19 protein-coding genes are annotated in these 26,517 nt (G+C 52.2%); 7 read left to right on the top strand and 12 right to left on the bottom strand.

Annotated elements, in window-relative coordinates:
- Window positions 1-77 precede the first annotated feature (77 nt).
- A complete protein-coding gene (locus RCF31_RS21590; protein ID WP_416413321.1) occupies window positions 78-986 on the top strand; it encodes a LysR family transcriptional regulator in 909 nt (302 codons plus the stop codon).
- Here the strand turns inward: RCF31_RS21590 and glgX are convergent.
- The 5 genes from glgX to RCF31_RS21565 form a co-directional block, all read right to left on the bottom strand.
- On the bottom strand, window positions 973-3,054 hold the full coding sequence (glgX, locus tag RCF31_RS21585; protein ID WP_416413320.1) for a glycogen debranching protein GlgX: 2,082 nt from the start codon (window positions 3,052-3,054) through the stop codon (window positions 973-975). The genes RCF31_RS21590 and glgX overlap by 14 nt on opposite strands.
- A gap of 64 nt (window positions 3,055-3,118) precedes the next feature.
- Window positions 3,119-5,554: a malto-oligosyltrehalose synthase gene (gene treY / locus RCF31_RS21580; protein ID WP_416413319.1), complete on the bottom strand. Its 2,436-nt coding sequence runs from the start codon at window positions 5,552-5,554 to the stop codon at window positions 3,119-3,121.
- Window positions 5,551-7,338, bottom strand: a complete 1,788-nt coding sequence (gene treZ / locus RCF31_RS21575) for a malto-oligosyltrehalose trehalohydrolase (protein ID WP_416413318.1) — start codon at window positions 7,336-7,338, stop codon at window positions 5,551-5,553. The genes treY and treZ overlap by 4 nt, the downstream gene beginning before the upstream one ends.
- A 101-nt stretch (window positions 7,339-7,439) precedes the next feature.
- Window positions 7,440-8,528 (bottom strand): ABC transporter substrate-binding protein, encoded by a 1,089-nt coding sequence (locus RCF31_RS21570; RefSeq protein WP_416413794.1) that lies wholly within the window; start codon window positions 8,526-8,528, stop codon window positions 7,440-7,442.
- A 16-nt stretch (window positions 8,529-8,544) separates the two neighbouring features.
- Window positions 8,545-10,674 (bottom strand): TonB-dependent siderophore receptor, encoded by a 2,130-nt coding sequence (locus RCF31_RS21565; protein WP_416413317.1) that lies wholly within the window; start codon window positions 10,672-10,674, stop codon window positions 8,545-8,547.
- Between the two features lie 443 nt (window positions 10,675-11,117).
- On the opposite strand from RCF31_RS21565, the gene RCF31_RS21560 reads away from it, so the two are divergent.
- Window positions 11,118-12,005 carry a MurR/RpiR family transcriptional regulator gene (locus tag RCF31_RS21560; protein ID WP_416413316.1) on the top strand — a complete coding sequence of 296 codons (888 nt, stop codon included), beginning with the start codon at window positions 11,118-11,120 and terminating at the stop codon, window positions 12,003-12,005.
- A gap of 25 nt (window positions 12,006-12,030) precedes the next feature.
- Here the strand turns inward: RCF31_RS21560 and RCF31_RS21555 are convergent, their stop codons facing one another.
- Together RCF31_RS21555 and iolE are read right to left on the bottom strand one after the other, a co-directional pair.
- Entirely contained in the window at window positions 12,031-13,212 is a 1,182-nt protein-coding gene (locus RCF31_RS21555; RefSeq protein WP_416413315.1) for a Gfo/Idh/MocA family protein, read from the bottom strand.
- Window positions 13,213-13,224: 12 nt separating this feature from the next.
- Complete coding sequence (gene iolE / locus RCF31_RS21550; RefSeq protein ID WP_416413314.1) at window positions 13,225-14,148, bottom strand: myo-inosose-2 dehydratase; 924 nt, start codon at window positions 14,146-14,148, stop codon at window positions 13,225-13,227.
- Window positions 14,149-14,268: 120 nt separating this feature from the next.
- Here iolE and RCF31_RS21545 point away from each other — a divergent pair, with 120 nt between their 5' ends.
- From RCF31_RS21545 to RCF31_RS21530, 4 genes are all read left to right on the top strand, one after another.
- Window positions 14,269-15,306 carry a LacI family DNA-binding transcriptional regulator gene (locus RCF31_RS21545; protein WP_416413313.1) on the top strand — a complete coding sequence of 346 codons (1,038 nt, stop codon included), beginning with the start codon at window positions 14,269-14,271 and terminating at the stop codon, window positions 15,304-15,306.
- A gap of 271 nt (window positions 15,307-15,577) precedes the next feature.
- Complete coding sequence (locus RCF31_RS21540; protein WP_416413312.1) at window positions 15,578-17,089, top strand: pyridoxal-dependent decarboxylase; 1,512 nt, start codon at window positions 15,578-15,580, stop codon at window positions 17,087-17,089.
- 2 nt (window positions 17,090-17,091) lie between these two features.
- Window positions 17,092-17,691: an N-acetyltransferase gene (locus RCF31_RS21535; RefSeq protein WP_416413311.1), complete on the top strand. Its 600-nt coding sequence runs from the start codon at window positions 17,092-17,094 to the stop codon at window positions 17,689-17,691.
- 235 nt (window positions 17,692-17,926) lie between these two features.
- Window positions 17,927-18,655, top strand: coding sequence for a helix-turn-helix transcriptional regulator (locus tag RCF31_RS21530; protein ID WP_299450145.1), 729 nt, complete (start codon window positions 17,927-17,929; stop codon window positions 18,653-18,655).
- Between the two features lie 54 nt (window positions 18,656-18,709).
- Here RCF31_RS21530 and RCF31_RS21525 read toward each other — a convergent pair whose 3' ends face one another.
- Complete coding sequence (locus RCF31_RS21525) at window positions 18,710-20,902, bottom strand: TonB-dependent siderophore receptor (RefSeq protein WP_416413310.1); 2,193 nt, start codon at window positions 20,900-20,902, stop codon at window positions 18,710-18,712.
- 367 nt (window positions 20,903-21,269) lie between these two features.
- Window positions 21,270-21,947, bottom strand: a complete 678-nt coding sequence (locus tag RCF31_RS21520; RefSeq protein ID WP_416413793.1) for a type 1 glutamine amidotransferase domain-containing protein — start codon at window positions 21,945-21,947, stop codon at window positions 21,270-21,272.
- 173 nt (window positions 21,948-22,120) lie between these two features.
- Here RCF31_RS21520 and RCF31_RS21515 point away from each other — a divergent pair, with 173 nt between their 5' ends.
- The gene (locus RCF31_RS21515) at window positions 22,121-23,023 is read left to right on the top strand and encodes a LysR family transcriptional regulator (RefSeq protein WP_299450140.1); all 903 of its coding nucleotides are present in this window, start codon (window positions 22,121-22,123) and stop codon (window positions 23,021-23,023) included.
- Between the two features lie 198 nt (window positions 23,024-23,221).
- Here RCF31_RS21515 and RCF31_RS21510 read toward each other — a convergent pair whose 3' ends face one another.
- The 3 genes from RCF31_RS21510 to RCF31_RS21500 all read right to left on the bottom strand — a co-directional run bounded on the left by RCF31_RS21510 (window position 23,222) and on the right by RCF31_RS21500 (window position 26,499).
- Window positions 23,222-23,623 (bottom strand): H-NS family nucleoid-associated regulatory protein, encoded by a 402-nt coding sequence (locus tag RCF31_RS21510; protein ID WP_299450137.1) that lies wholly within the window; start codon window positions 23,621-23,623, stop codon window positions 23,222-23,224.
- Between the two features lie 162 nt (window positions 23,624-23,785).
- Window positions 23,786-25,081 carry a CitMHS family transporter gene (locus tag RCF31_RS21505; RefSeq protein WP_299450134.1) on the bottom strand — a complete coding sequence of 432 codons (1,296 nt, stop codon included), beginning with the start codon at window positions 25,079-25,081 and terminating at the stop codon, window positions 23,786-23,788.
- 287 nt (window positions 25,082-25,368) lie between these two features.
- The gene (locus RCF31_RS21500) at window positions 25,369-26,499 is read right to left on the bottom strand and encodes an L-dopachrome tautomerase-related protein (protein ID WP_416413309.1); all 1,131 of its coding nucleotides are present in this window, start codon (window positions 26,497-26,499) and stop codon (window positions 25,369-25,371) included.
- Window positions 26,500-26,517: the final 18 nt, after the last annotated feature.

The raw sequence follows: 26,517 nt of genomic DNA, 5'->3' as shown, positions 1-26,517 counted from the left end.
TACCGTGGCGACGTTTATCGATAAATCGTGTAAAATGAAAATGACTATTCATGTGTGTGGATAATAGGTGAAAGACGATGGACCAGCTGATGGCAATCAAGGCATTTGCACGCGTGGTGGAGGCCGGAAATTTCACTCGCGCGGCGGATTCGCTCGACATGCCCAATGCTACGCTCAGCAAGATGGTGCAGGAGCTGGAGGCCCATCTGGGGATTCGTTTACTGCAACGCACCACCCGGCGTGTGACGGTGACGGCAGAAGGGCGGGATTACTACGAGAAAGCGTTGCGTATCGTGCGCGATCTGGAGGATATCGACGCCTCGTTTAACGTGGTCAGTGGCCGGTTACGTGGTTATCTGCGCGTGGATGTCGGTGGCTCAACGGCGCGGGATGTGCTGATACCGGCGCTGCCGGATTTTATGGCACGCTACCCGGATATTCGTCTCGATCTTGGGGTATCGGACCGCCCGGTTGACCTGATCAGCGACAACGTTGATTGCGTGATTCGTGGTGGGCCACTCAGCGATTCTTCCCTGATCGCGCGCCATATTGGCGATGCCACCCTGATAACCTGCGCAACGCCGGGTTACCTGAAAGCTTTTGGTGTCCCTGCTTATCCTGATGAGTTAAAAAACGGCCATCGGCTGGTGAGTTATCTGTCGCCACAAACCGGGCGTCCGTTCCCGTTCCGCTTTGCACGTGACGGTGAAAAGAGCGAGATCAAAATCGAACATCGTATCGGGGTGAACGAGAGCAACGCGCATCTGGCGGCGGCGCTGGCCGGACTGGGGATTATTCAGACTTTCACCTATGCCACCTTTGAAGCCCAGCAGCGTGGGGCGCTGGTGGAGATTCTCGCCGGGTGGCGTCCCGCACCTTATCCGTTTCATGTGGTATACCCGCAGAACCGCCACGTCACGCAACGGCTGCGGGTGTTTATTAGCTGGCTGATGGAGGTATTCCCGCAACGGCTCAGGGCCGTCTGAACAAGGCGATGCTACGGCCCTCCAGCGTGAAATCTTTTTCTTTGGTGATCACCAGCCCCTTTTTGCTGCAATCGCTGGTGGTGAGTTCCAGTACCCAGCCACCTTCGCCAAATTGCGGGATGCGGAAGGGCACCTCACCTTCAAACGGATTAAACAGCATCAGCACGTCATGCCAGATACCCTCGGCGTCCTGCAAATCCGGGCGGCCAATGTACATGCCCAGGGTGGTGCCTTCATCCCAATGCTCCGGTTGTTGCAGACCGCCACCCGCATTGAACCATTCAATCTCCATACCATCGCGCCAGTTTTCCCGATGCAGCAACGGCTGGCTGGCGCGCAAATGGATAATCTGACGGGTAAATTCGCGCAACGCTTCGGCACTGGCGGGCAGGTCATCCCAGTGGAACCACGAGATCTCGCTGTCCTGACAATAGCCGTTATTGTTGCCCATCTGGCTGCGACCAAACTCGTCACCGGCCAGCAGCATCGGCGTGCCGTGGGAAAACAGCAGGGTGGCAAGAAAATTACGTTTCTGCCGTTCACGGACTTCAATGATTTGCGGGTCATCGGTCGGGCCTTCCGCGCCGTAATTACAGGAGCGATTGTCGTTGTGCCCGTCATTGTTGTCTTCGCCGTTGGCCTCGTTATGTTTCTCGTTGTACGACACCAGGTCGTTAAGGGTGAAGCCGTCATGGGCGGTAATAAAGTTGATACTGGCCCAGGGGCGGCGTCCGCGCTGATCGTAGAGATCGCCGGAGCCGAGCAGGCGGGCAGCAAAATCACTGGAGACATTGTCGCCTTTCCAGTATTCACGTACCGTATCGCGATATTTGTCGTTCCATTCGGCCCAGCCCGGCGGGAACGCGCCAACCTGATAACCGCCCGGACCGATATCCCAGGGTTCACCGATCAACTTCAGTTTCCCCAGCACCGGGTCCTGGGTCATGGCGTCAAAGAAGCCGCCGCGCGGGTCGAAGCCGCCAGGCTCACGGCCAAGAATCGTCCCAAGGTCGAAACGAAAACCATCGATATGCATCGATTCTGCCCAGTAGCGCAGTGAATCCATAATCATCTGCAACACGCGGGGATGTGAGGTATTGACGGTGTTACCGGTGCCAGTGTCGTTAACGTAGTACCGATGCTGGTCTGCCAGGGTGCGATAGTAGGAATAGTTGTCGATGCCTTTAAACGACAGCGTCGGTCCCAGTTCATTGCCTTCTGCGGTGTGGTTATAAACCACATCGAGAATCACCTCGATCCCCGCATCATGCAGCGCGCGCACCATGTCACGAAAGCCCTGAATACCTCGCGGGCCGAAATAGCGCGCGGCAGGGGCGAAAAAGTTGAGCGTGTTGTAGCCCCAGAAGTTTTTCAGCCCTTTATCCAGCAGATGCTGATCATCGGGGAACCAGTGCACCGGCAACAACTCGACTGAGGTAATCCCTAAACTTTTCAGGTAATCGACGGTGGCTTTATGCGCCATGCCTTCATAGGTGCCGCGCAGGGGCTGAGGGATTGCGCTATTAAGCTGGGTAAAGCCTTTGACATGGGTTTCATAGATGATGGCGCTGGACCACGGGATAACCGGGCGATTCTGGTCGTGCCAGTCAAATTCGTTGGCATCGATGACCCGACATTTGGGGGTGAAATCGGCGCTGTCGTGGGTATCAAAGGTGAGATCTTTGTCTTCGCCGTCGTGCTGTAAATCGTAAGCGAAATGCGCTTCGTTCCAGGCGATGTCCCCGGAGAGGTCACGCGCATAAGGGTCGAGCAACAGTTTGTGCGGATTAAAGCGATGACCATTTTCCGGATCAAAGGGGCCATGCACCCGGTAGCCGTAAAGCGCACCGGGTTGCAGGCCGGGAATATAGCCATGCCAGACTTCGTGGGTAAATTCGGGCAAATCAAATCTGGCGATTTCATGACGGCCACTGTCATCGTACAGGCACAGTTCAACGCGTTCGGCATGAGCGGAAAACAAGGCGAAGTTGACTCCATCACCGTCGAAATTGGCACCCAGCGGGTAGCTGTAACCGGCGGTAATTACAAAAGGCTTAGCATGCGACATTTTTTCCCCACTCCTGTAAATAAACACCTTTTAAAAATCCGCGCGATTCATTGCGCATTTTTCGTTAGCTGCTGAGCAACACCAGGTACGGCTGGGCGCCAATCAGGACATCGGCCAGTGCTTCCTCTTTATGACTTATCACGTTGTAATAACGACGATGGGCAAGTGATTCGGGCAGGGCAATTTGCCATGTCGGTAACGGCTGCGGCAGGTTACCAGCAAAGGCGGTTAATGGCAGGCGTGGGACCACCACGATTAACGTCGCTTGCGGGTGCACCCGCGCAAAGGCAATCAGATGGTCACTGCTGGCTGTCAGCGGCAGATAATCACCGTCGCGAAACAACGCCGGATGCTGCTGACGCAGCGGCAGCAGGGTTGCGATGGTCTGCTGCTTCAACTGACCACTCAGCCAGCTGTCGGGCTGCGAAGAGGGGCTGTGCAGCCACTGCTCCAGCAACGCGAAATCCACAGGTTGCCGGTTGTCAGGATCGACCAGGCTGAAGTTCAGCGCCTCGCTGCCCTGATAAATATCCGGCACGCCAGGTGCCAGCAGTTTGATGATGGTCTGACTCAGGCTGTTTGCCAGCCCGGCGTGGATAAAGGGTTGTAGCGTGGCGGTAAAATCCTGCAAAAAAACCAGGCTGGCGGGGGAAAGTAGCTGGCGGGCATAGGCCAGCACCGCCTCTTCATAGGATTCATTGCTTTCAGCCCAATCGGTGCGCTGTTTTGCCTCACGCAGCGCTTTTTCCACAAAGGCCACAAACCGGGTTTCCAGATCCTGCAATCCGGCAGCATCATCCAGCTTCAGCGACACCGGCCAGGCGCCAGCCAGTGCCTGATACATCATCCATTCCACCGCAGGTCCGGGTGCCGGGCCTGCAGGCAGGGGTTTGATATGCGCCTGATGCATCTGCCGCCAGCGGGTGACGGCGGCAGACCAGCGTTCTGGCGCTTCGCTCAGGGTATAAAGCCGCGCCCGGGTGTCCTCGCCCCGCTTGGTATCATGCGTGGACGTGCTGGAAAGTCCCTGTGGTTGCTGCTGCTGTCGTGTCTGCATCGCAGCATGGAAACGCGCCAGAGTGAAGCCTTGCGGCAGCGGTTCGCCGCCGACTTCATTTAACGCCAGCGCCGTGCACTGGCGGAAGAACAGGGTATCTTCCACCGATTTTGCCATTAAAGGACCGCTTAATTGCTGAAAGCGGGTGCGAAATAGCGCGGTCTGATTATCAGCGGCTTCGCCGTGGAACAGGCCGGTGATAAAAGAAAGGGCCTCGGGGGATGTCTCTGCGCCAATGTTTGCCGTCACAGTTTGCAGCAGCGCCTCATCGGCAGCGGGTAAACCTTCCGCAGTGGCGTAAGTACGGTAAACCGGAAAAGCCAGCAGCAGTTCACGCAGGGCGTTGCGGAGTGCGTTTTCAGCGAACGCGTCCTGAGCAATATCCTTTGCCAGCGCCAGCAGACGGTTGAATTCTCCGGCAAAATTTCGATCAACCATTAACGCTTTTGCTGCACGTAATTCTGCGGCCATATCGTTTCTGGCAGGATAGGCCTGGCGCAGGGCCTTGATGCCATCACTGACAACCAGCGCATCAGCCAGCGCGGTGATAAATTCGTAGCCAGTGGTGCCCGCAACGGGCCAGTCGGCTGCCAGCGCTTCCTCTGCCCCGAGGATTTTTTCCACCGTGATATAGCAATCCGGCCCTGCCTGCTGGCGCAAACGTTCCAGATATCCCTGTGGATCGGCAAGTCCGTCAACGTGGTCGATGCGCAGGCCAGCAACGGCTCCGCTGTGCACCAGTGCCAGAATCAACTGATGTGTGGCAGCAAAGACCTCGGGATCTTCCACCCGCACCCCCACCAGACCGGTGATTTCAAAGAAACGACGATACGAAAGGTCCGTTGCGGCATCACGCCAGCATATCAGCCGATAAGCCTGGCGTTCGTGCAAGGCGGCAATGTCCACCTTGTCCTCGAGATTCAGTCCCTGCCAGCTGTCGAGCGCCAGTGGGTAAAAATTGTCGAAATACGCGAGCGTCGGTAAGCCGCTATGGGGATCGGCGCGGACGCTGATCTCACCTTTTTCCAGTGCTTCAGCAAAGGTGTCGCCCAGAAACGGCAGCGTCAGCGGGCGTGACCAGTCGATATCAAAATAGTGGGCGTAGCGACTGTGTTCACCGTGGGCTATCACATCGCGCCACCACGGATTTTCCAGCGAGGCTGCCATATGATTGGGGACGATATCGAGTATCAGGCCAAGACCGGCGCTTTTCAGTGCCTGCACCATGCGCTCAAAACCCGCGCGGCCACCCAGCGAGGGATCGATTTGTGTGGCATGCGTGACGTCATAGCCGTGGGTCGAATCACGGGTCGCGGTAAAGACGGGCGAGGCATACAAATGGCTGATGCCGAGTTTTTTTAAATAGGGCACCAGGGCGGCAGCGTGATCAAATGTCATGCCGTTGCGGAACTGAATACGGTAAGTTGCCGTTGGCAAAATCATGGCTTATCTCCGGCAGACAAACGTACGGTCATCCCATTGGGCGACAGCGGGTCTGCCGCCAGCGGCCAGGCAAACAGGGTTTCACCTGGCAGCTCCGTCAGGGGGTGCGAGATATGGCTTAAATTCAGCGCCAGCGACAGGGTGCCTGCCGGGAAGCGCCAACTGACCGCGATAAAGCCATCCTCTGCGGCGATAACGCGGCCGTTATGGGCGTCGGCGTCACGGATCAGTGGCACGATATGTTGCTGACGCACCGCCAGCAACTGTCTGGTCAACGCCAGCCATTGCCTGCCCTCGGGGCTGCCGGGTTTTGACCAGTCGAGTTTTGACTTCTCAAAGGTGTGCTGCGCATTGGGATCCGGCACGCTGGTCCCCTCGTGTCCGGCATGGCCGGTAAACTCGCGGGCGCGCCCCTCGCGCACCGCTCTGGCGAGATCGCCGTGAAAATCTGTGAAGAACAAAAATGGCTGCGTCTCGCCAAACTCTTCGCCCATAAATAGCAGCGGGATATGGGGGGAAAGCAGCAGGGTGGCGAGCAATGCCTGGGTTTGTGCGGCCCCGGCAAGGGTGAGCAATCTTTCGCCGTGGGCACGGTTGCCGACTTGATCATGGTTCTGAATAAAATCGACAAAAGCGACGGGTGGCTGGCCAGTACTGGCGACGCCACGCTTTTTGCCGCTGTGGGGAGAGACTTCCCCCTGGTAAGCGAAGCCTTCAGTGAGAATCCGTGCCAGATGTTTTTCTGGCTGATCGGCAAAATCCTGATAGTACGCATGGGTTTCCCCTGTCGCGCAGACATGGATGGCGTTGTGGAAATCATCATTCCACTCAGCGGTGAACAGCGGTACGGAACCGTCTGAGGTACGCGGATGGAGAAAAATGACGTTGCGGCTGTCCTCAGTGGTGAGGTGGATATGCCGGTCAGGGATTTCGCGCCGAATGCGTTCGGCAATTTCAAGCAGAACGTGTGGTTCGGCCTGATCCTTTATCTGGTCAATGGCATCGAAACGCAGGCCATCAAGATTAAATTCCGTCAGCCAGTACAGCGGGACTTCAGTGATATAGCGGCGGGCAGCATCAACATCGTAAGCAATGCCTGCGCCCCATGGGGTCATTCTTTGCTGATCAAAGAAGTCCGGCGACAGCAGCGGCAGATAATTACCTTCCGGGCCAAAATGGTTCAGCACGATATCCAGTACCACCGCCAGGCCACAGCCGTGCGCGGTATCCACGAAGGCGCGGAAATCATCCGGGGTGCCATAGGCGGAGTGCGGCGCGTACAGCAGCACGCCGTCATAACCCCAGCCACGGTTGCCGCCAAACTGTGCGACCGGCAGCACCTCAATCATGGTGATCCCCAGAGCAGCCAGCTGCGGCAACTTTTCTATTGCCGCCTGGAAGGTGCCTTGTGGCGTGAAGGTGCCGATATGCAGTTCATACACCACGGTTTCTTCCCACGGACGACCGGCCCAGTCAGGGTGCTGCCAGGGATAGGTGGTCGGGTCGATAACCAGCGAGGGACCATTCACCCCGGCCTGCTGAGCGCGTGAGGCGGGGTCAGGCACCAGAGTGCCGTCGGCAAGCAGATATTGATAGGGCGTACCGGGTGCGACCTGCGCTTCCCGCCATGCGAACCAGCCATCGCCGCAGGGTTGCATCGGGATGTCAACGCCTGCCAGCTGTAATGTCACCTGGCGCTGGCCGGAAGCCCAGAGGCGGAATTGTACACTGCCATCTGGCGCGTACTCAGCACCCCAGCTTTTATGAAATAAACAGGACTCCATTTTATCGCCTCGCCGGTCAGGAAATAACCTGTGACAGTCAAGCATAGACCACGGCGGGGATGTAACCAGGTCACCATTTATGGTGACCTGGTCAGGCAGGGCTACGGGCGCATGGGGAGAAACCAGGTGCCGCTGTAGGGAATGGGCAGATAATCGTGGAAGATTTGCTTTAGCGTTTCTTCAGGCTGCACATCGCTAAATAGCTGCGGATAGAGCGTTTTCGCCATAAATTCGGTCGCGGCGATGTGCCACGGGCTGAGATAGAAATTCATCCAGATCACCGCCGCATGGCCGTTATGCAATGCCTGCAACTCGCGCAGACCATTCTGTTTTGCCGTCATGGCGCTGAAGCTGCTTTGTACCGCATCAGGTGCCACTGCCGGACCCAGCTTGAGCACGCCCTGCGCATCGTTATCACCCGCGCCGGTGGCGAAGTAATATTCTGGCTGTGCGGCAATCACGCTTTCCTCGCTCAGACGACCAAACACCCCTGGCACGGTTTTGCTGGCAATGTTGTCGCCACCGGCGGCATTGAGTAACTCGCCGAGGCTGCCTTTGACGGCCGTGACGCAACATTCGTTGCGTCGTCCAAGGTGCAGTTGCAGCAGTACCGTCGGTTTTGGTCCGTGATAACTTGCCAGCCGCTGCTGAATCACCTGCAAATGCGCCTGATAGAAACGGTTGAACGATTCGGCCCGCGCCGTCTGGTTCAATACTTCACCGAGGATCTGCACGCTGCGCGTGGTGTTCTTCAGCAAATGCACACGCAGATCGATCTTCACCACCGGGATGTGTGCTGCTTTCAGCATCGCCAGCAGACGTAAATCCCCATCGTCGTAACGTGCCAGGCTGGGCAGGATCACCACATCCGGTTTGAGCGCCAGCACCTGTTCCGGGTTGATGTCATTGGTGCCGCCCGCCCCCAGGACCGGAATTTTCAGCATCTGCGGGAACTTGCGGGCGAAAATGTCCCACATCTGGCTGTCGTATCTTTTCAAATCCTGCGGCCAGCCGATAATGCGCTGGAAAGGATCGCCAGGCTCGAGCATCGCCAGCGTGTACAGCATGCGGCTTTCCCCCAGCACGATGCGCTGGGGGTTATCGGGAATCGTCACCGGGTTGCCGTCGATATCGGTGATGGTTTTTGCCAGCGCGGCGCTGCTCAGCATCATCAGCAACAGCGCCACCATCCTGAGAATGATCGCCTTAGAATTCAACGCTGGCCTCTAGCATAAAGTTTCGGGTGGCACCTTCACGCACACGCAGATTACCGCCGCTTGAGGTGTAGTAGTGTTTATTAAACAGGTTATTCAGATTCAGTTTCAGCTGGGTTTTGTTGCCCAGCAGACGATTGTTCCAGGCAATAAAGCTGTCAGCCACGATGTAATCCGGCATGGTGAAGCTGTTTTCTGGATCGCCCGCACGAGCGCCCACATAACGTGCACCGCCACCGACGCGGAAATCACCCGGAATTGCGTTAAACGTCAGGTTATGGCTCAGGTATAGCGCACCAGAATGGCGCGGCGCATTTTGCAGGCGGTTGCCGTTATTGGCAGAATCCTCGCCATCGTTGACGATTTCCGCCTTGTCATAACTGTAGTTGGCGCTGAGATCCCAACCTGGCAGGATTTCACCGTTCAACTCAAACTCGGCACCGCTGGAACGTGCTTTATCGATGGCACGGGTTTCACCATTGATGCTGAGCGACATATCGCGCTCATCGATACGATACAGTGCCACGCTGGCGAACAGACGCGGCGAGATTTGCCACTTGCTGCCCACTTCCCAGGTGGTGCCCTGTTCGGGTTTACCGACGTTACCATCATCATCCACATCGGTTGACGGGGTGAACGATTTGCTGACGCTGCCGTACAGCGACACATCTGGCGTCAGTTTGTAGATCAACCCGGCCTGCGGCAGGAACTTGTTACCTTCATCGTTCAGGGTTTCGACCACCGGATCCCAGCCTTGTGAAACGCGTTGCTCATAATGCTGGTAGCGCCCGCCGACGACGGCGATCCAGTTGGAGGTCAGCGAGATGCTGTCCTTGGCATACACCGAGCGGCTGTGAATACGGTTCAGCAGATTGGCGTTGGCGGTTTTCTCGGTGCTGCTATCGGTCACCGGCGACAGCAAATCGTACTGTGGATCATACAGATTGAAATCGCTGTTGGATTTGCCCTGATACTGATGCGCACGGTAGGTCTGGTTCATCTCATAATCGGTACCGACCACCAGATTGTGTGTCATGCCGAAGATTTCCGGCGTGCCCATCACATCCCAGGAGACATATTTAGTTTTGTGGTTAAAACCACGGTTGGCATCAGCACGGCGCGTCACGGCTCCGGTGGTGGTGTTGATGGCCGTGACCCTGACTTCGTTGTTGTCATACTGGCGCTGATTCATACCGAAAGTCAGACGGGTGCTCCAGTCGTCGTTGAACTGCCAGTCATAATGGGCATTCAGGGTCTTATTGTGGCCCCAGGCGTGGTTGGCTTTATCATCCAGACGATCCTTATAACCGATATTTACCGGCTTACCGTTGATAAATGCCGTGCCGCGATCGTAAGGGATATCGTACTGATAATCTTCATAACTGATCAGGAAGCTGGCTTTTTCGCCATACCATTGCAGTGATGGTGCGATCAGCGTGTGTTTATCAACGCCAAAGTTGCGCCAGTAATCCTGGTTTTGTTTTTCCGCGATCAAGCGGAAGGCAAAACCATTGCCGAGCGGGCCAGTGACATCCACCGTGCCTGCACCGCCGCCTTCGCTGGCATAGCGTCCGCTGACTTTGGTGTGCCATTCATATTGCGGCTTTTTACTGATCACGTTGATCACACCACCCGGATTCTGAATGCCGTACAGTAGCGAGGCTGATCCCTTTAACACTTCCACACGTTCGGTGGTGGCATCGAAGTTCAGCCCCTGGCTGCTGCGGACGCCATCACGGTAGATGGAACCATCCGAGTTACTGCCAAAGCCGCGGCGCACAAAACCATCCTCGGTGCCCGCGAGAGTATTACCCTCGGTTACGCCACTGACAAAACGCATGGCTTCTGACAGATTACTGACCTGATAATCTTCCAGCTGTTGCTGCGTCACCACGCTGACGGATTGCGCTTCATTGACGCGGGGTGTCGGGGTTTTACTGGCGACCGAACTGCTGGTGGCGTTATAACCCTGGTCGTTGTTTTCCTGTGCTGTTACCGTGAGAGTATTATTTCCCTCAGCGGAAAAACTGATTCCTGGTGTAAAAATCGCCACCCCGTAAATAGCCGCAATAATGGCCGGATGAGGTTTCTTTTTAAAAGCGAACGGCTGATTGTTATTCATTTAATGTAAACCTGGTATTCATTGTCTGGTTATTTTCATCCATGAAGAAATCGCCGGCCTTTTTAATAATCAGGCCAGATGTGTTGCTCTGATAAACATTGCTAATTATCTGGGTATTATTATTTTATTTAACGCAGGAAGCCGTTGTGAGGCGACATCAATGTAATTGAGAATCATTCAAACATGAACGAATGTAGTAGTAAATGCAAAAAATCATCGAAATACTACATCAGTGTTTCAGGAGGGGTTAGTAGACCATGAATTGATATAACATTTTGAATAACATATTATTTAAAGGGATTGTTCGTGATTTTTTTAATGATTTTCCGCTTCATTTTATGTAGTTTTTACAGTAATAATGGATAGTTGTTACTACGGTCAAATAAAAATCCGCGGTGAAATTATCAACAATCTTAGGTAAAACAATCAGTTCGGATAAGAAAATGGCATCAGGCAATAAAATAAAAAACCGGGTCGATGTGTTGGGTGAGCGTTATCGTGCACGAGCTGCGGGACTTTCTCCTCAGCTGCAAACGGTGGTGCGCTATATCCATGAAAATCGTGAGGCGGTGGTAGAAGCGACAGCGATGGAAATTGCTGCCGCGACGCAGAGTTCAGATGCCACCGTGGTTCGTGCCGTTCAGGCATTGGGTTTTGCCGGATTACGTGATTTAAAAAAAACGCTGGTAGCCTGGTTTGGACCGGCGATGAATTCCGAAGAAAAAATGATTACCACGGTCGGCGAACTGTCCTGTGATATTAATTCCGGCATTGATTTTGTCTTAGGCGGACATAAACGCGCCTGTGATGCGTTATCTGAACCGCATAATCGTCAGGCAATCTCTGCGGCAGTGGCGTTATTAATTGAAGCGCGTCAGGTGGGGTTGTTTGGTATTAATGCGTCAGGCGTGCTGGCGGATTACAGCCGCCGCTTATTTGTGCGTATCGGTATCCCGGCGGTGGCACTTAACCGCTCCGGTGTGGCGCTGGCTGAGCAACTGATTGCGCTACAGCGCGGTGATGTGTTGATCATGATGGCGCAAAAGTCGGCGCATCGGGAGGGTCTCACCACGGTTAAGGAGGCAAAACGCCTCGGTATCCCGATTATTCTGCTGACCAACGCCACCGATTCGTTTTTTGCGAAGGAGGCTGACGTGGTGATCAATGTGCCACGCGGTGGCGAGGATGGCCGTATGCCGCTGCATGGCACGGTACTGGTGTGCCTTGAGATGCTGATTTTGTCGGTAGCATCGGCCACTGCGTCGCGTACGGTGAAAACCATGAAGCGTATTCAGGATCTGAATCGCAGCATGAAGCCCGGTAAAAAATAACCGCGCTCCCATCCTCGTTTTCCCGTTAAGCCCGCAGGCTGGCGACCTCAACGCGCGTACCGCTGGCAGAGGAGCGCACCATTGCTTCGATAATCTGCTGATTTTCCAGGCCGAAGCGGAAATCCGGAAAACAGCCGCTTGCTCCGCTCAGGCCTTTAATCAGGTCATAGATTTCAATCACTTTAACGTCAAAATAGCCGAGGCCACCGCCCGCAAAGTCGAAGCCAAAGAAACCGCCAAACTGCTCCACCTGAGAACCGGCGTAAAGGGTTTTGAAGCCGCGATCGTGTTTTTCATCGCGATAGCGGGCAATTTTCAATTCGTTAAAACGTTCACCGTCCATGATGATGGTCCCTTCGGTGCCCGACACCTCCCAGGCGATACCAAACACTTTTCCCGCCGAAATCCTTGAGGCTTCAATCACGCCACCGGCATGGTTGGCAAAAGTAATCAGCGACTGAAACTGATCATCGTTTTCAACCTTCAGCCGTGCCGCGTCCTTGCTGGCTTGCGCACCATAGCCAGAACCGGCACCGGCAGCCGGTCGCGAGTCAATAAACAGCTGCTCCTGGCCGATAACGCTGGTGATCGGCCCCATCAGATATTGCGCCACACTCACCACATGGGAGCCGAGATCGCCAAGTGAGCCGGAACCGGCCTGCTCACGCGAGCAGCGCCAGCTCCACGGCAGCTCAGGATCGTTGAAAAAGCCCTGATCAAACCAGCCGCGAAAGCGGGTGGGTGTGCCGATATCGCCACGGTCAATCATCTGTTTCGCCAGCTGGGCTGCCGGGGTTTTGATGTTATTAAACGCTACCATGGTTTTAACTCCGGCGCGTTCTGCTTCCTGCGTCAGGGTTTGTGCTTCCTGTAACGAAACCGTCAGCGGCTTTTCACAGTAGACATGTTTGCCTGCACGAATCGCTGCCAGCGCCATGTCGTAATGCATGTTATTTGGGGTGGTGATGTCGACAATATCAATTGCCGGATTAGCGATCATCACCCGCCAGTCCGCCGTGCTGTGCTGAAAACCAAAACGGCGCGCCGCTTCTTCCGCCAGTGCCGGGGTGGCATCGGCCAGCGTATGTAGCACCGGTTGCAACGGCAGATTGCGATACAGCAAGCCTGCACGACGCCAGGCGTCGGCATGGGCCTGGCCCATAAAGCCTGAACCGATCAGGCCAACGTTGAGTTTTTTTCCGGTCATGTTCTCTTTCCTTTATTGGGCGGCAGGTAAAATATGTTCGGCAACATAGCGTTGCGCACGCGTGACGGTTGCAAGCGGTGGGGCTTTTGCCGGATCCTGTTCTGCTTCCACCACCAGCCAGCCCTGGTAGCCGCTGTGAGTGATAAACTGTGCCAGCGGGCGATAATCAATACTGCCGTCCCCCGGCACGGTAAACATGCCCGCCAGCACGGCTTCGTTAAATGTCATCCCGCTCTGACGCACCTGCTGGAGTCGATCCAGTCGCACGTCTTTCAGGTGGATATGGCAAATGCGATCGGCAAATTCATCGATCAGCTGGGTATAAGTAAAACCAGCAGCGGTGGCATGTCCGGTGTCGAGTAACAGGCCTACCGACGGAGCACAGGCAGCCAGCAAAACGCGAATTTCTGGCAGGGTTTCGGCCACCATCATCAGGTGATGGTGATAAGCAAGGCGCAGGCCATATTGCTGATACAACGCCTCGGCAAAGGCAGACAGTCGCTCTGCATAGCCCTGGACCTGATCTTCCGGTAGCAGGCGACGCTGGGCCAGCGGGACATCGAGCGCGTTGGCGGTCATCCAGCCACATTCGCCATATACCATCACCTGGGCACCATTTTCCTGTAATAGCGTGGCATGGTGATGTACCGCTTTCAGCTCCTGTTGCACGCTTCGTTCGGTGAGAAAACCGTCGTGCCAGCCGGAGACCAGATGTAATTTGTGCTGCGCCAGCAGAGCACGCAACGCCCCGGGTTCACGCGGGAAGATACGACTCAACTCCACACCCTGATAGCCAGCCAGAGCAGCTTCTTCCAGGCATTGCTGCGCGCTGGTGCCGGCTCCCAGATGTTGCAGCACCTCATTAACCCATGAGAGCGGACTGACGCCGAGTTTAGGTGCTGGTTGTCCGGGCTGATAAAACGCATCCTTAATCATTCTCTTCTCCACCCTTGATTGCGATGAGAACGAAAATAGCGGATGCAATTTTCGGCTGCTATGACTAATTTGAAGGGAAACCTTCAATATTTGACGTCAAATCTTCAGGCAGAAATTACTGTGATCAATCGCAAAAAAACTACGCTGGAACAGATAGCTAGCGCCGCAGGCGTCAGTCTGAGTACCGTGGATCGGGTGATGAATCGACGCGGTGGAGTCTCTCCGGTTAAAGAAGCACGGGTGCTGGAATGGGCCAGTAAACTGAATGTTGATCGGGTACTGTTCCGTGGTTACCTGCGTGCGTTACGCGTAGCGATTCTGCTGCAATCACCCAAAAATCCTTTCTACAAAGGATTACGCAATGCGTTTGCCGATCTCGGTGCGGAAATGGCTGAGATGCGTATTAATGGCGTGATGCATTACCACAATCCTGGCAATATTCGCGCGACCATAAAACAGGTGGAAACCATCGCCGCCAGTCATGATGCCTTGATTGTGGTGTGTCCGAATGACCCTGAACTGGCGGATGCACTTAAGCGTGTTTCCGGGCAACTACCGATTTTAACGCTGGCGACCGATATTCCTGCCAGTGGCCGTCTGGCCTATGTCGGACCCGATAACCGGCAAATGGGGCGGGCTGCAGGGGAGCTGATGGGGCGTTTTCTCGGTGAGCGCGGTGGTGAGGTGGTGGTGGTATTGGGTATGCATAACATGATTGGTCACGAGGAACGTGAACGCGGTTTCCGTGCGGTGTTACGTGAGCGTTTCCCGACATGCATTTGGGCGGCAACGCTGGAAAGTTCAGAAAATCAACAGCGTGCAGGTGACGTGGTGCGTCAGGTGTTGCTGGAGAATCCTCGTATTTGTGGTATTTACAATACGTCGTCAGGTAACAGCAATATTGTTGCCACGCTGCAATCGCTGGGGCGAAAGGCGCAACTGATTACGCATGAGCTCACTCCGGAAAGACGTCTGTTACTGCTGGAAGGCTCACTGGCGGCGATTATCGATCAAAATCCGCGCGAGGAGGCTCGTCGGGCGCTGGCGTTACTGGCACGTCACTTCAACCGCAGCGATGAGTTTTCCCTGCATGACAACATCACACCGTTTAACCTGTTTATCCGTGAGAATTGCCCCGCCGAAGCCAGCCAGAGCTAGACCTGATGCGGCAGGAGAGCTGGGGTCGCGTGCTGGTGCAGGCTGACTAAAGGTACAAAAATTTTTTTGTTACCCCTATTTATGAGACACCAGATTTATATCATTAGCTTGCTGTCGGACGTTAGACAGTCAATTTGTTAGCCAGTGCACAGCATAAGTCTTATAAATATGGCAAATTACCTGACTCGCGTTTGCCATGACCTCCATAACATGTTGATTTGTTATGGGGGCTAACATAATACGTTCCGCACCCCACAATGGAGATGTTTATATGGAAAATTCTTTGGGCGTAAGCAAAACATTTGTAGTCGCGAAGACAAAGTTTGGCAAGACCATTCCGCATTCTTTTATCAAGCATGTAAAACGTCCTCATACTTTCACTATTACCAACTTTTGTGTACCCGACAAGGTGAGAAAGCGGCTTGATAAAATATACACTAATCTCGTCAGTCGACAGGAATTATCTTTAGGATATCCACTAAATCAAAAGTTCGATTATTCAGCTATTGCTCCATTTATGAATATTCATCTGAATAACGTTGGCGATCCTTTTGAAAACAATTCCATGCTGCTGCATACGCGTGAACTTGAACAGGAAGTGCTCGAGTATTTCCGTAAGCTCTGGCATGCTGAATTACGAGAGCCGTTAACGCCAGAGTCATTCTGGGGTTACGTTTTGGCTATGGGGTCCACTGAAGGTAATATGTATGCGCTGTGGAGTGCGCGAGAGTATTTTCGGAAGACGCAGGCCAAAGCTGAAGCAAAAAGGGAAAATTTCTCTCACCCTGTACTTTATTATTCTCAGGAATCGCATTATTCATTTGAGAAGTGTGCAAGTATTCTGGATATCTCCACCTTTAAAGAGATGGGGGATAAAAGCTATCCCGGTCAGTGCCCGATCACCGCAGATGGCCGATGGCCACATGGGGTGCCAGTAGATCAACACGGTGCGGTGAATCCTGAATCGTTGTCTGCTTTGGTTGGTTTTTTCGCCGCTCATGGGCATCCGCCGATTATAGTACTGAATATGGGCACCACATTTCAGGGCGGATTTGATGATGCGCAGACAGTCTGGCAACAGTTATCGCCCATCCTTGAACAGCATGATTTCAATGTCCAGACTACAGGTGATAGCAGACCCGATTTTTGGATCCATATTGACGGAGCGCTTGGCGCAGCGTATTTGCCCTATCTCGAAATGGCCCATCAGAAAAAAATAAGCGAAGTTAAGGGGCCTCAGTTTGATTTTCGTCTTCCCTTTGTGAGTTCAATAGTGATGAGTTCCCATAAGTGGTACGGCGCTCCCTTTGCATCCGGCGTGTATATGACGAAAGAAAAGTACCGGATGCAACCCGCCACATTGCCTGAATATATTCATTCTCCTGATACTACGCTGGGGGGGACGCGTAATGGCATGTCCGCATTATTTCTCTGGTATATGGTGAATACTGTATCTCAGCCAATGCAGAGTCGGATTGCTGCGCAGTGCGAGCAATTAGCCGCCTATGCGTATGAACGGTTAACCACCATCAAAGTTATTCACCCATCGTTCCGCGTGGAACGGGGTCCACAGTCGCTGGTGGTGATTTTTACTCGCCCCGAAAAAGAGATATTCAAAAAATTCCATCTGAGTGGCAGAGGAGATCTGGCGCATATTGTGGTGATGCCGCACGTTACGCGCTCAGCGATTGATAGCCTGGTTGAAGCGTTACAGCGAAATGATGCCTTTTCTGAGCAGGATCGCTTTATCAACGATGCCAGTGCCGAATATTCAGGAGCATAAACATGGAATGTCGATTTGCCAGCGATGCTGAACTGGACACCGTTTGTGATCTTCTTACATCAGAGTTCTATGACGATCCGGTGCTTAAATATGCTTTTACAGGTACTGATAAAGAAAAGCGTATGAAGGTAATGCGCGGTTTTTTTCGGATTTATGTTGAGCTTGCGCAAAAATTAGGAGGGGTTGTTCTCACTGAGAACAATGCAGGGACTCTGGTCTATTTTGGACCGAAATTAATGGAAATGAAGGAGGAAGATAACCAGCTCATTGATAGACAGTTACGTGAGGTATGTGGGGACGATTATGTGACGGCGGTGGCGTTTATGGACGGACTCGATCGTAATCATCCACGAACACCACCACATTATTATGTCTTTCTTATTGCAGTGTCGCGTTATAGCCGGAGAGGGGGAGTACTTGTGGAGAAGTTGCTTCGCCAGCTAAATACCACGCTGGACAGGGAAAAATTGCCTTGTTATGCCGAATGTACTACTTTAGGAGTACGTACTTTTGTCAGGCGTTTCGGTTATCGTGATGTTGGTGCGCCACTGCATATTGAGGGATTTCCGGAAGTCTATCCCATCTGGCGCGAGCCTGAATGAATAGCGTCAGTTTTAAACTGAACTTCATCGCTTATGGGCGATCTCATAAGTCAGTGACATCCACCTAAATGGTAATGTATGGAGGCCGTATATGGATGGGCGACTTCTATACAATCAGGAGACGATTCTTCTTCTGTCATCGCAGTAACTGCCTGTATTTTATAGTAGAGTGATGCTACCATTTCTGTGTTTATATAGTTAAGTGGTATAAGTTTGCATGTAGAGGATTAAGTCCATGAGTAGAACTTTTTTTTCGGATTTAGAAAAAAACGGAGTTGTAAAGGAGAATCTGGAGAAAAACTTAGCAAAATATGGTGAAATGTATTACGGCTACGGCGTAATGAATAAACGTAATATGGATGATATGCTAATCATCACGAATTTACCGGGTATTTTCATTGATGATTATAAGGAAAAGAAATATCAAAGCATAGACCCTATCATTGTTAATGCATTAAACCGTGTATCTCCTCTCATCTGGGATAATTCGCTAAAGGTTAACGACTTATGGATTGTTGATAAGATTTTTGAATCTGTAAAGTCTTACAACATCATCAGTGGTCAAACTTTTGTTTTACATGATCAGAATAATAATCTCGTTGTCCTTTCATTATATATCAATAAGTTTCTGATGGCGGAGCTGGATGCAGAAGTTAAAAGGCACAAGAATGATTTACAGGGCCTTTTGATTGACACCCATGAACTTTTGCTGCATCTCTATCGTGATGAAAACAAACCGCAACAAAATACAGAGAGTACCTTATCATCCCGTGAAAACTCGATCCTTTACTGGAGCAGTACCGGTAAAACTTACCCTGAAATTGCCCGCATACTTAATATCACCGTTAGTACGGTGAAGTTTCATATGGGAAATATTGTCAGAAAGCTGGGTGTTAAGAATGCAAAACATGCTATCAGTCTGGCAATCGAGCTTAACATCATCTCCCATCCTTCAGATAAATAAATCTGATTGGGGAAATATCCTGCCAGCGCAGTGCTGGCAGGGTGGTGAATCACATCAGAACGACAGGGTTAATCCGGCATAATAAGCACGACCTGGTTCGTTATAGGTCGATGCGCCATCATTTTCACGATAAATACGTTTATCAAACAGGTTGTTGATCCCTGCATTGGCGCGCAGGTTTTTAGTGATATCGTAATTCATGTTTAAACCGAAGATGGAGTAGGGACTAATTTCCCGATTAGAAATTGCACCGACTTCATTACGTATTTCAGCATATTGACGGGGTTTCTGCCTGCCGTACTGGGTCCAGTTAATATTGGCATCCAGTTTCTCTGTAACCTGCCAGTCAAGCTGCGAGTTAATGGTAAACTCCGGGATAACAGACAGTGGATTACCTGTTTTCTTGCTTTCTGAACGGAACATATATGTTGCGTTGGTGCGCCATTCCAGCGTATCGCGCACCAGCGGAATCGTTAGATTTCCTTCCAGGCCTTCAACAATCGCTTTACCACCATTTTCCCAGCGTAACACGTTATAGCCGTTAGAGGCATAACCCACCAGGTCATCACCCGCGACAATTTTGTTTTTGTAATCATTACGGAACCAGGTAATCCCGGCGATATAACCATCATGATTAAATTCGATACCGATCTCTTTATTGACGCTGATTTCCGGATCGAGGTTTTCATTACCTAATAAATAACAGCTACCAGTGGTGAGACCTACCGGACAACCATTGCCACGCGTGGAAAGCAGATACCCCTCGGTAGACTGATAAAGATTCGGTGCTTTAAATGCGCGCGCAATACCCGCCTTTAAGGTGAAGTAATCGCCCAGACCTTGCGAAATATTAAGACTCGGGCTCCAGTTAGCACCGAACTTATTGTGATAATCAAAGCGTAAGCCCGGGATAACTTCGGTACTGTCGGTGGCGGCAATATTATCTTCAAAAAACAGCGAGCTGATGGTGGCGCTATTTTTACTGCTGCGTGCAGATGGGTCGCCTGATACGCCGTCAATAATGACACCGGATTGATCGGTTGCGCTCATTGAGGCAGGGTCGTTTAATTCGTCACGATTCCATTCTGCACCTAATGTGACCGTTTGATCGACCAGCAACTGCACCGGGAAGTTGATTTCTCCCCCAGCGCGATAGCTTTCAAGACGACTGGTAGCGTAGCTATCGCTGTTGATCATCCCCTCAACGCGACCCGTTGAACCCTCTTGCAGGCGTGTGTTGTTGGTTTTCTCATAATTGAAATTGAGTTTTGACGTACCCCAATCCCAGATGCCATTCCAGGCCAGACCATAGCTCTGGCGGTACATGCGATTGGTTTCATCACCGTAGAGCGATTCAACCAGGCCATTCGGACTGATATTGCCGTTGCTGTATTGGGTGTCCCCGGCATAAATATTACCCTGGCGGCTGTAGCCGTAGCTGAAATCAACAACTTGCAATGGGGTAATTTTCCAGGAGAACACCGTGTTGATGTCTTTATTGCGTACGCCTTCACGGCCTGCTGCATAGGATCCGTTTTCATTGGTATTGATGTTATAAGCGTCGGCATCGGTTTTATTGATGTTACCGAACAGGCGCATGGTCAATGCATCACCGGCCAGCGGGCCACTGAGGTTGAAGTTGGCGCGTTTAGTGGCACCTTCTTTATCATCTTCTGGCTGGTTGGTGAACAGAGACAGTGAACCATGCCAGTCATTCGTTGGGCGTTTAGTGATGATGTTCACCACACCCCCTGCGGCACCCGAACCATAACGGGAAGCGGCCGGTCCACGAATCACTTCAATACGTTCCACCATTTCGGCTGGCACCCAATTGGTATCGCCACGGGTATCACGCTCGCCGCGCCAGCTGTAGCGAACGGCGTTGCGAGAGGTGACAGGGACACCATCTATCATGATCAATGTATTTTCCGGTCCCATCCCACGAATATCGATTTGACGATTATTACCACGGCTACCACTGGCGCTGTTGCCGGTGAGATTGACACCTGGCATTTTGCGAATGATGTCGGATAAATCGTTAACAGGGGGGCTTTTTTGAATGTCTTCCGCAGTAATGGTTGAAACACCCGGCTGTTGTTTCAGTTCTTCTTCCGCTGTGACAATCATCGATTCATCGTCAGCCAGTTTTTCGGTGGGTTCCTCATTGGCGGCGTAAGCTGACGTACTCAACAGCCCGGCCAAAAGCAATGCGATGGGATGCTTTTGGTTACATTTGGTTGCATTCACTTAATCGTTCTCCCTGTTTTGTTAACACTTGTAAGTAAATACGCATGATAATGAGAATGATTATCATTGTATATCAATGATAAGGAATCTCCTTTTTTTCTCCTTTTTTGGTTAATAAGTAGCCTAATCTGGCGGTGACTTGATGCTTAAAGGTTTCTGAGAAGGGAATATAGCTAATATAATTACAACATACTTAAATGTGACGACGTCACAACCCAGGCTCCTCTGCTCGTATTAGATTAAGCAGATGGCGAGAGCAGCTATCATTGAGCTGGTCGGCATGACGCCGACCCAAGGACTGCGGGGCGCGAATTGGCGTGCGCACCGGGATTGACGTTAAAGACGTCAGAGATGGATAAGAAGAACATTATCCCTGCAATATTTTGACTATTGCTTTACCCACACTGGCAGCAGACTGTGGATTCTGCCCGGTGACTAAATGCCCATCCACCGAAACCTGATCCTGCCATGCAGCCGCACCAGCAATAATCGCGCCCTGCTGCTGTAATTTGCTGGTCAGTAAAAACGGTACGACGTTTTCCAGCTGCACAATATGTTCTTCTTCATCGGTAAAGGCACTGACTTGCTTGCCCGCGACCAGCAGCTCGCCGCCATCAAGCGTGACATTGATCAGCGCGGAAGGGCCATGGCACACCGCTGCTACCACGCCATTGTGCTGCCATATCTCGCGAGTCACGCGTTGAACCGCTGCACTCTCAGGAAAATCCCACATCGTGCCATGTCCACCCACGTATAACACCCCAGCGTATAGCGCTGCATCCACGTGCTCCAGTGCTGCGGTATGCGCCAGCTTGTACTGGAAGGTCTCATCTCGCCAGTAATGCGCATTGACGGGATCATCCAGCTCAACGCCATATACCGGCGGCTTGCCACCTTTAATTGAAGCAAAATCTACGCTAAATCCGGCTTTTTCTAGCTGTTCAAGAGGATGGGTTAATTCGGGAAGATAGAAGCCCGTTGCGCCATCGGTCGAACCCAGTTTGTTGTGGCTGGTGAGCACGAACAGTATTTTTTTAGCAGACATCATGGTTCCTTAGCGACTGAAGTATCTGATTCGCTAGTATGGGGTATTGGCTCCCATCAGCATTATCGGCATTTATGATTTCAGTTATCATCACAGGTGATAACAGCTGTGCTTGCCGAATACTACAGTCCGTGCTGAAATAATTTTCACCATTAGTCTTTGCGATAGCCATCATGTCAATTGATATCAGAACCATGGACCTCAACCTGCTTAAGGCACTTGATGCATTGCTGGATGAACGTAACGTGACGCGTGCGGCCAACAGGCTGGCGCTGACACAACCTGCGGTCAGCGGCATGCTAACCCGACTGCGTGAGTGTTTTGACGACCCGTTATTTACCCGTACGCAACGCGGCATTGTGCCAACGCTGCGGGCGCTGGAACTGGCTGCGCCGGTTAAACAGATCCTTGCTGAAGTTAACGGGCTGCTACAACCTAAAGCGTTTGATCCGGCCAGTGCAGAGATGACCTTTACCATCGCCGCGACCGACTACGCACTTCGTGCCGTGGTGGTTCCCTATATGGAAGCATTACGTAAACTCGCACCTGGTATTCGAGTTGCAGTCGTGCCCGTAAATAATGATCAACTGACTTTTCAATTCGAGCGTGGTGATATCGACATCGCGTTGATTACACCGGACACCACACCACCAGATTTACATGCCCGCGCGCTATATGATGAAGAGTATGTCTGCCTGTTGCGCCGTGACCATCCGGCAGCGCAGGGTAACGGCATCACTCTCGACGATTTCTGTTCTCTTGATCATGCTCTGGTGTCTTATCACGGCGGGCAGTTTCATGGTGTCACCGATGACGCGCTGGCAGCGCAGGGGAAAAAGCGTCGTGTCTCATTATCGGTCAGCAGTTTTCTGGTGTTGCCGGAGATTCTGCGGGTTAGCGATTTGATTGCTGTGGTGCCGCGCAGGTTAGCGGTGAATACCGAAGGGTTGCGGGTGATTACTCCGCCACTGGCGATTCCAGGTTTTACCAAAAATGTTGCCTGGCATGAACGAACTCACCGTGATGCAGGTTACCGCTGGTTGCGCGGTCTGCTGTTTGAAACCGTCGCCGGGTAAAAGCATCGCCCCGATCCATTAATTGACAACCGATGGACGCATTGAGTCAGTAACCCATTAAAATAAGGCAGTGACTGATGCTGATGTTGCTGAAGGTGTCGAACAGCTATCCGCTTGATGGTAACGCCAGCAAAAAGGTTGCAACAGGGAACGGGTAATACTAATAAAGGAGAGTGCCATGGACACTCTCCTTTACTGTTAAATCAGAAAATCATCCAGCGAACCGCCAGCGTCAATGACGCTTTTGATTGGCGATGGCGTACGGCCCTGACCCGTCCAGAATTTTTCTTCACCATTTTCATCAGTGAATTTATATTTGGCCGGACGTGGTGCGCGTTTCGCTTTAGGTTTGCTTTCGCCCTGGGTTAATTGCGCCAGTTCAGAAATATCGATACCGTCGTTAAGCAGCATCTCTTTATACAGCGCCAGCTTCTCTTCTTTCTCACGCAGCGCGGCATTTTCCGCAGCCGCTTCATCACGACGTTCGGCGATTATCGCGCTGAGCTTTTCCAGCATTTCGTTTAAAACTTCAACCTCAACATCTCGTGCCTGTGCACGCAGTGTGCGAAGATTGTTCAATGCCTTCAGTGCATCGCTCATAAAAAACCCTTGATTATTGTCTTACACATGCAAAAAAGGGCATTCTACGGGAAAATGACACAAAAGAAAATATTGTCGTGTATGCAGAATTGTCTTGAAAATAACGAGACAGCAGGCAATGAAATTATAACCTGATATCTCGTTGGGCTACATGGGGATTATTTAAGCATCACGATAAAAAGGGAAACATCCGGTAATCAGTGCAACCAGCAGTAATACCAGACAGGTAATAAATGACCAGCGCAGAGTGAAACGTTGCGCCTGAGCATAATCCAGCTTCAGCATACCAATCAGTAAATAAGTTGAGGCCACCAGCGGGCTGAGAATATGTACTGGCTGGCCCACTAGCGCGGCGCGCGCCATTTCAATCGGTTCGATACCATAATGTCCAGCTGCCTGAACCAGCACCGGCAGCATGCCGAAATAAAACACATCGTTGGAGACCATCCAGGTCACCGGAATACTGATCACCGCAGTAATCACGGCCAGATAAGGACCGAGCGCCGGAGGAATTACATTCACAATCGCGGTTGCCAGGCTATCTGCCATGCCGGTTTCGGAGAAGATCCCGGTAAACACCGCAGCGGCGAAGATTAAACCGGCCACGGCGAGGATGGCTGGCGCATGGCGTGCCATCTGCTCCTGTTGCTGACTGAGCTGTGGGTAGTTAACGACAAACATGAAAGCCGTTGCCAGCATAAACAGGTACGCCATTGGCACCACATCCAGCACCAGCAGTGTCATCAGCGCAATGGTCAACGCCCAGTTAAACCAGAAGCGCCAGGCTACACAGGGTTTTTCTTCAAACTGCAGGCCGCTAATCGTCGCCGATGACCCGCCATCAAAACCTATTCGCTTGCGCTCACTGCGGCCCAGCAGCCACGCCATCACGAAGGTCCACACCACGCAGGCCAGCAGCGGTAACAACATGGGCACAAATAAGGTGGCGACATCGGCATGGACTGCCGTAGCAGCACGGGCGGTGGGGCCACCCCAGGGAAACATATTACCCAGCCCGGTACATTGCAATAACAGGCAGGCAACGCTCAATTTAGATAAACCAACGCGTTCATATATCGGCATAAATGCTGACAGGACAATCATATATACCGTTGCGCCATCGCCATCCAGCGCCACAATAAACCCCAGCAGGGCCGTGCCGATAAATATTTTCACCGGGTCACCATCGACAGCGGAGACAATGCGTTTAATTATCGGATCAAACATCCCGGCATCGGTTACGCTCATAAAATAAAGCATGGCGAAAATCAGCATCACCCCGGTAGGTGCGACGGTTCGCAATCCTTTAATCACCATACTGCCCATTTCCGCACCATGCCCGGAAAATAGCGCGAAAAGTGTTGGGATAATAATCAATGCCGTCAGGGCAGAGAGTTTTTTGCTCATTAATAAGGCGATGAAACAGCCGATCATAAGCACACTGAGAATTAGCAGCATGGCGAGGTATCCTGTTCAGAGGAAAATATTCGGGTATAAATAAAAAACAGCAAAATGATTATTTAATGTGCAGAAGTGCCTTCTTTGCCCTCGACAGTCATACGCTATTATCTGAAGAGTGTTCCAGACATAACAAGATGTATTGCGGGTAAAAAATGTGTGCAACTTCTTATTTTTAATAAAAATAAATTGTCTTAAGGTGATGATTTATCCTGGTGTTATTTCCGCTCCTTAATGATTCCTGTGATAAATAAAACCGCCCGACGCGTGAAGCCGGGCGATTCTTTTTATCCGTGATCGCGCGGTGAAGGCGCAATCGGTAAAGGCAGACGATAAAGTTTTACCGGGTATTCCACGGTAGAAGGTTTACCGCCGGTAGTGGCAGGCGTACGGTTGATTTGTGCCGATGGCATCCACAACGCACCTTGGGAGATCCACATCGCATCAATCCATACCAGGCGCGGATCCTGAATCACGGTCGTGACCGTGCCATCAGGCGCAATACGTTTTATGCTGCGGGTATTGATGTCCGAAGCATAAATATTACCTTCAGCATCAATCGCCGTGCCGCCTGTGCTCCAGGTGTCACGGACTTTATGAGCATGTTTCGCTACCTCGGCTGCTGAACGTTTCTCATCGTTCAGATAACGCGTCTCAATGCGAGCCAGTGGGCCGGGAATGGCCTGGTAGTACAACCATTTACCGTCCGGTGAGACTTCCAGCTGATCGAGACCAACACGTTTTTCACGACCGTCGCGCAGGTACAATTTCTTGCCGTCGGCATAAATTGGCTGATGATCGATGGAGAGTGGATGGTCGTCCAGAACACGCCAGCTTTTGCCGCTTTTCATATTTAACACCACCAGACCAACCGCACCGGGGTCGGTCAGATAGGCGAAATCCCCGTTGAAACGCACATCGTCCAGGTAGCTGGTAGCCTTCAGGGTGGGGGCTTTAAACACATAGCTGCCCACCACTTTGCCGCTTTGCAGGTTGATGCGCACCAGCTTGGCGGCACCCGGTACCGCCTGATCGCCCGTGCCAATGCCCTTATTACCGGCATCCATTACCCAGAGGTCGCCATCCGGGCCAATCCGCAGTGCATTCACATGGTAAAAATGGTGTTCCGGATCCTGGCTTTGCCACTGATTCCAGCTTTCGTCGGGATAAGCCTTAAGCTGACCGTTCACCACTTCAGCCAGTTGCAAACCACTGCCTTCTGATTGGGTCAGTGAGGCGAAAATGCGGCCATCATGGCTCACGGTGATGCCATTCCACACGCGAGGCGAGGTAGTAACCTGTTGCAGGCGGCTGTCCTGTTGCGTCGGCAATTTTGCCGGCAACGTGTCCTGCGCCAGCACCTGTCCGGCGGCGGTTAATGTCAGCGCGGCTACCAGCGCCTTGAGTGAATGCTTCATCCTTCTCTCCCTTTTACT

This window comes from Pantoea sp. App145 (assembly GCF_047947045.1).
Taxonomy (GTDB): domain Bacteria; phylum Pseudomonadota; class Gammaproteobacteria; order Enterobacterales; family Enterobacteriaceae; genus Pantoea.
Note: the sequence above shows the minus strand (reverse complement) of the source record. Positions and strands in the feature narration are given on the sequence as shown.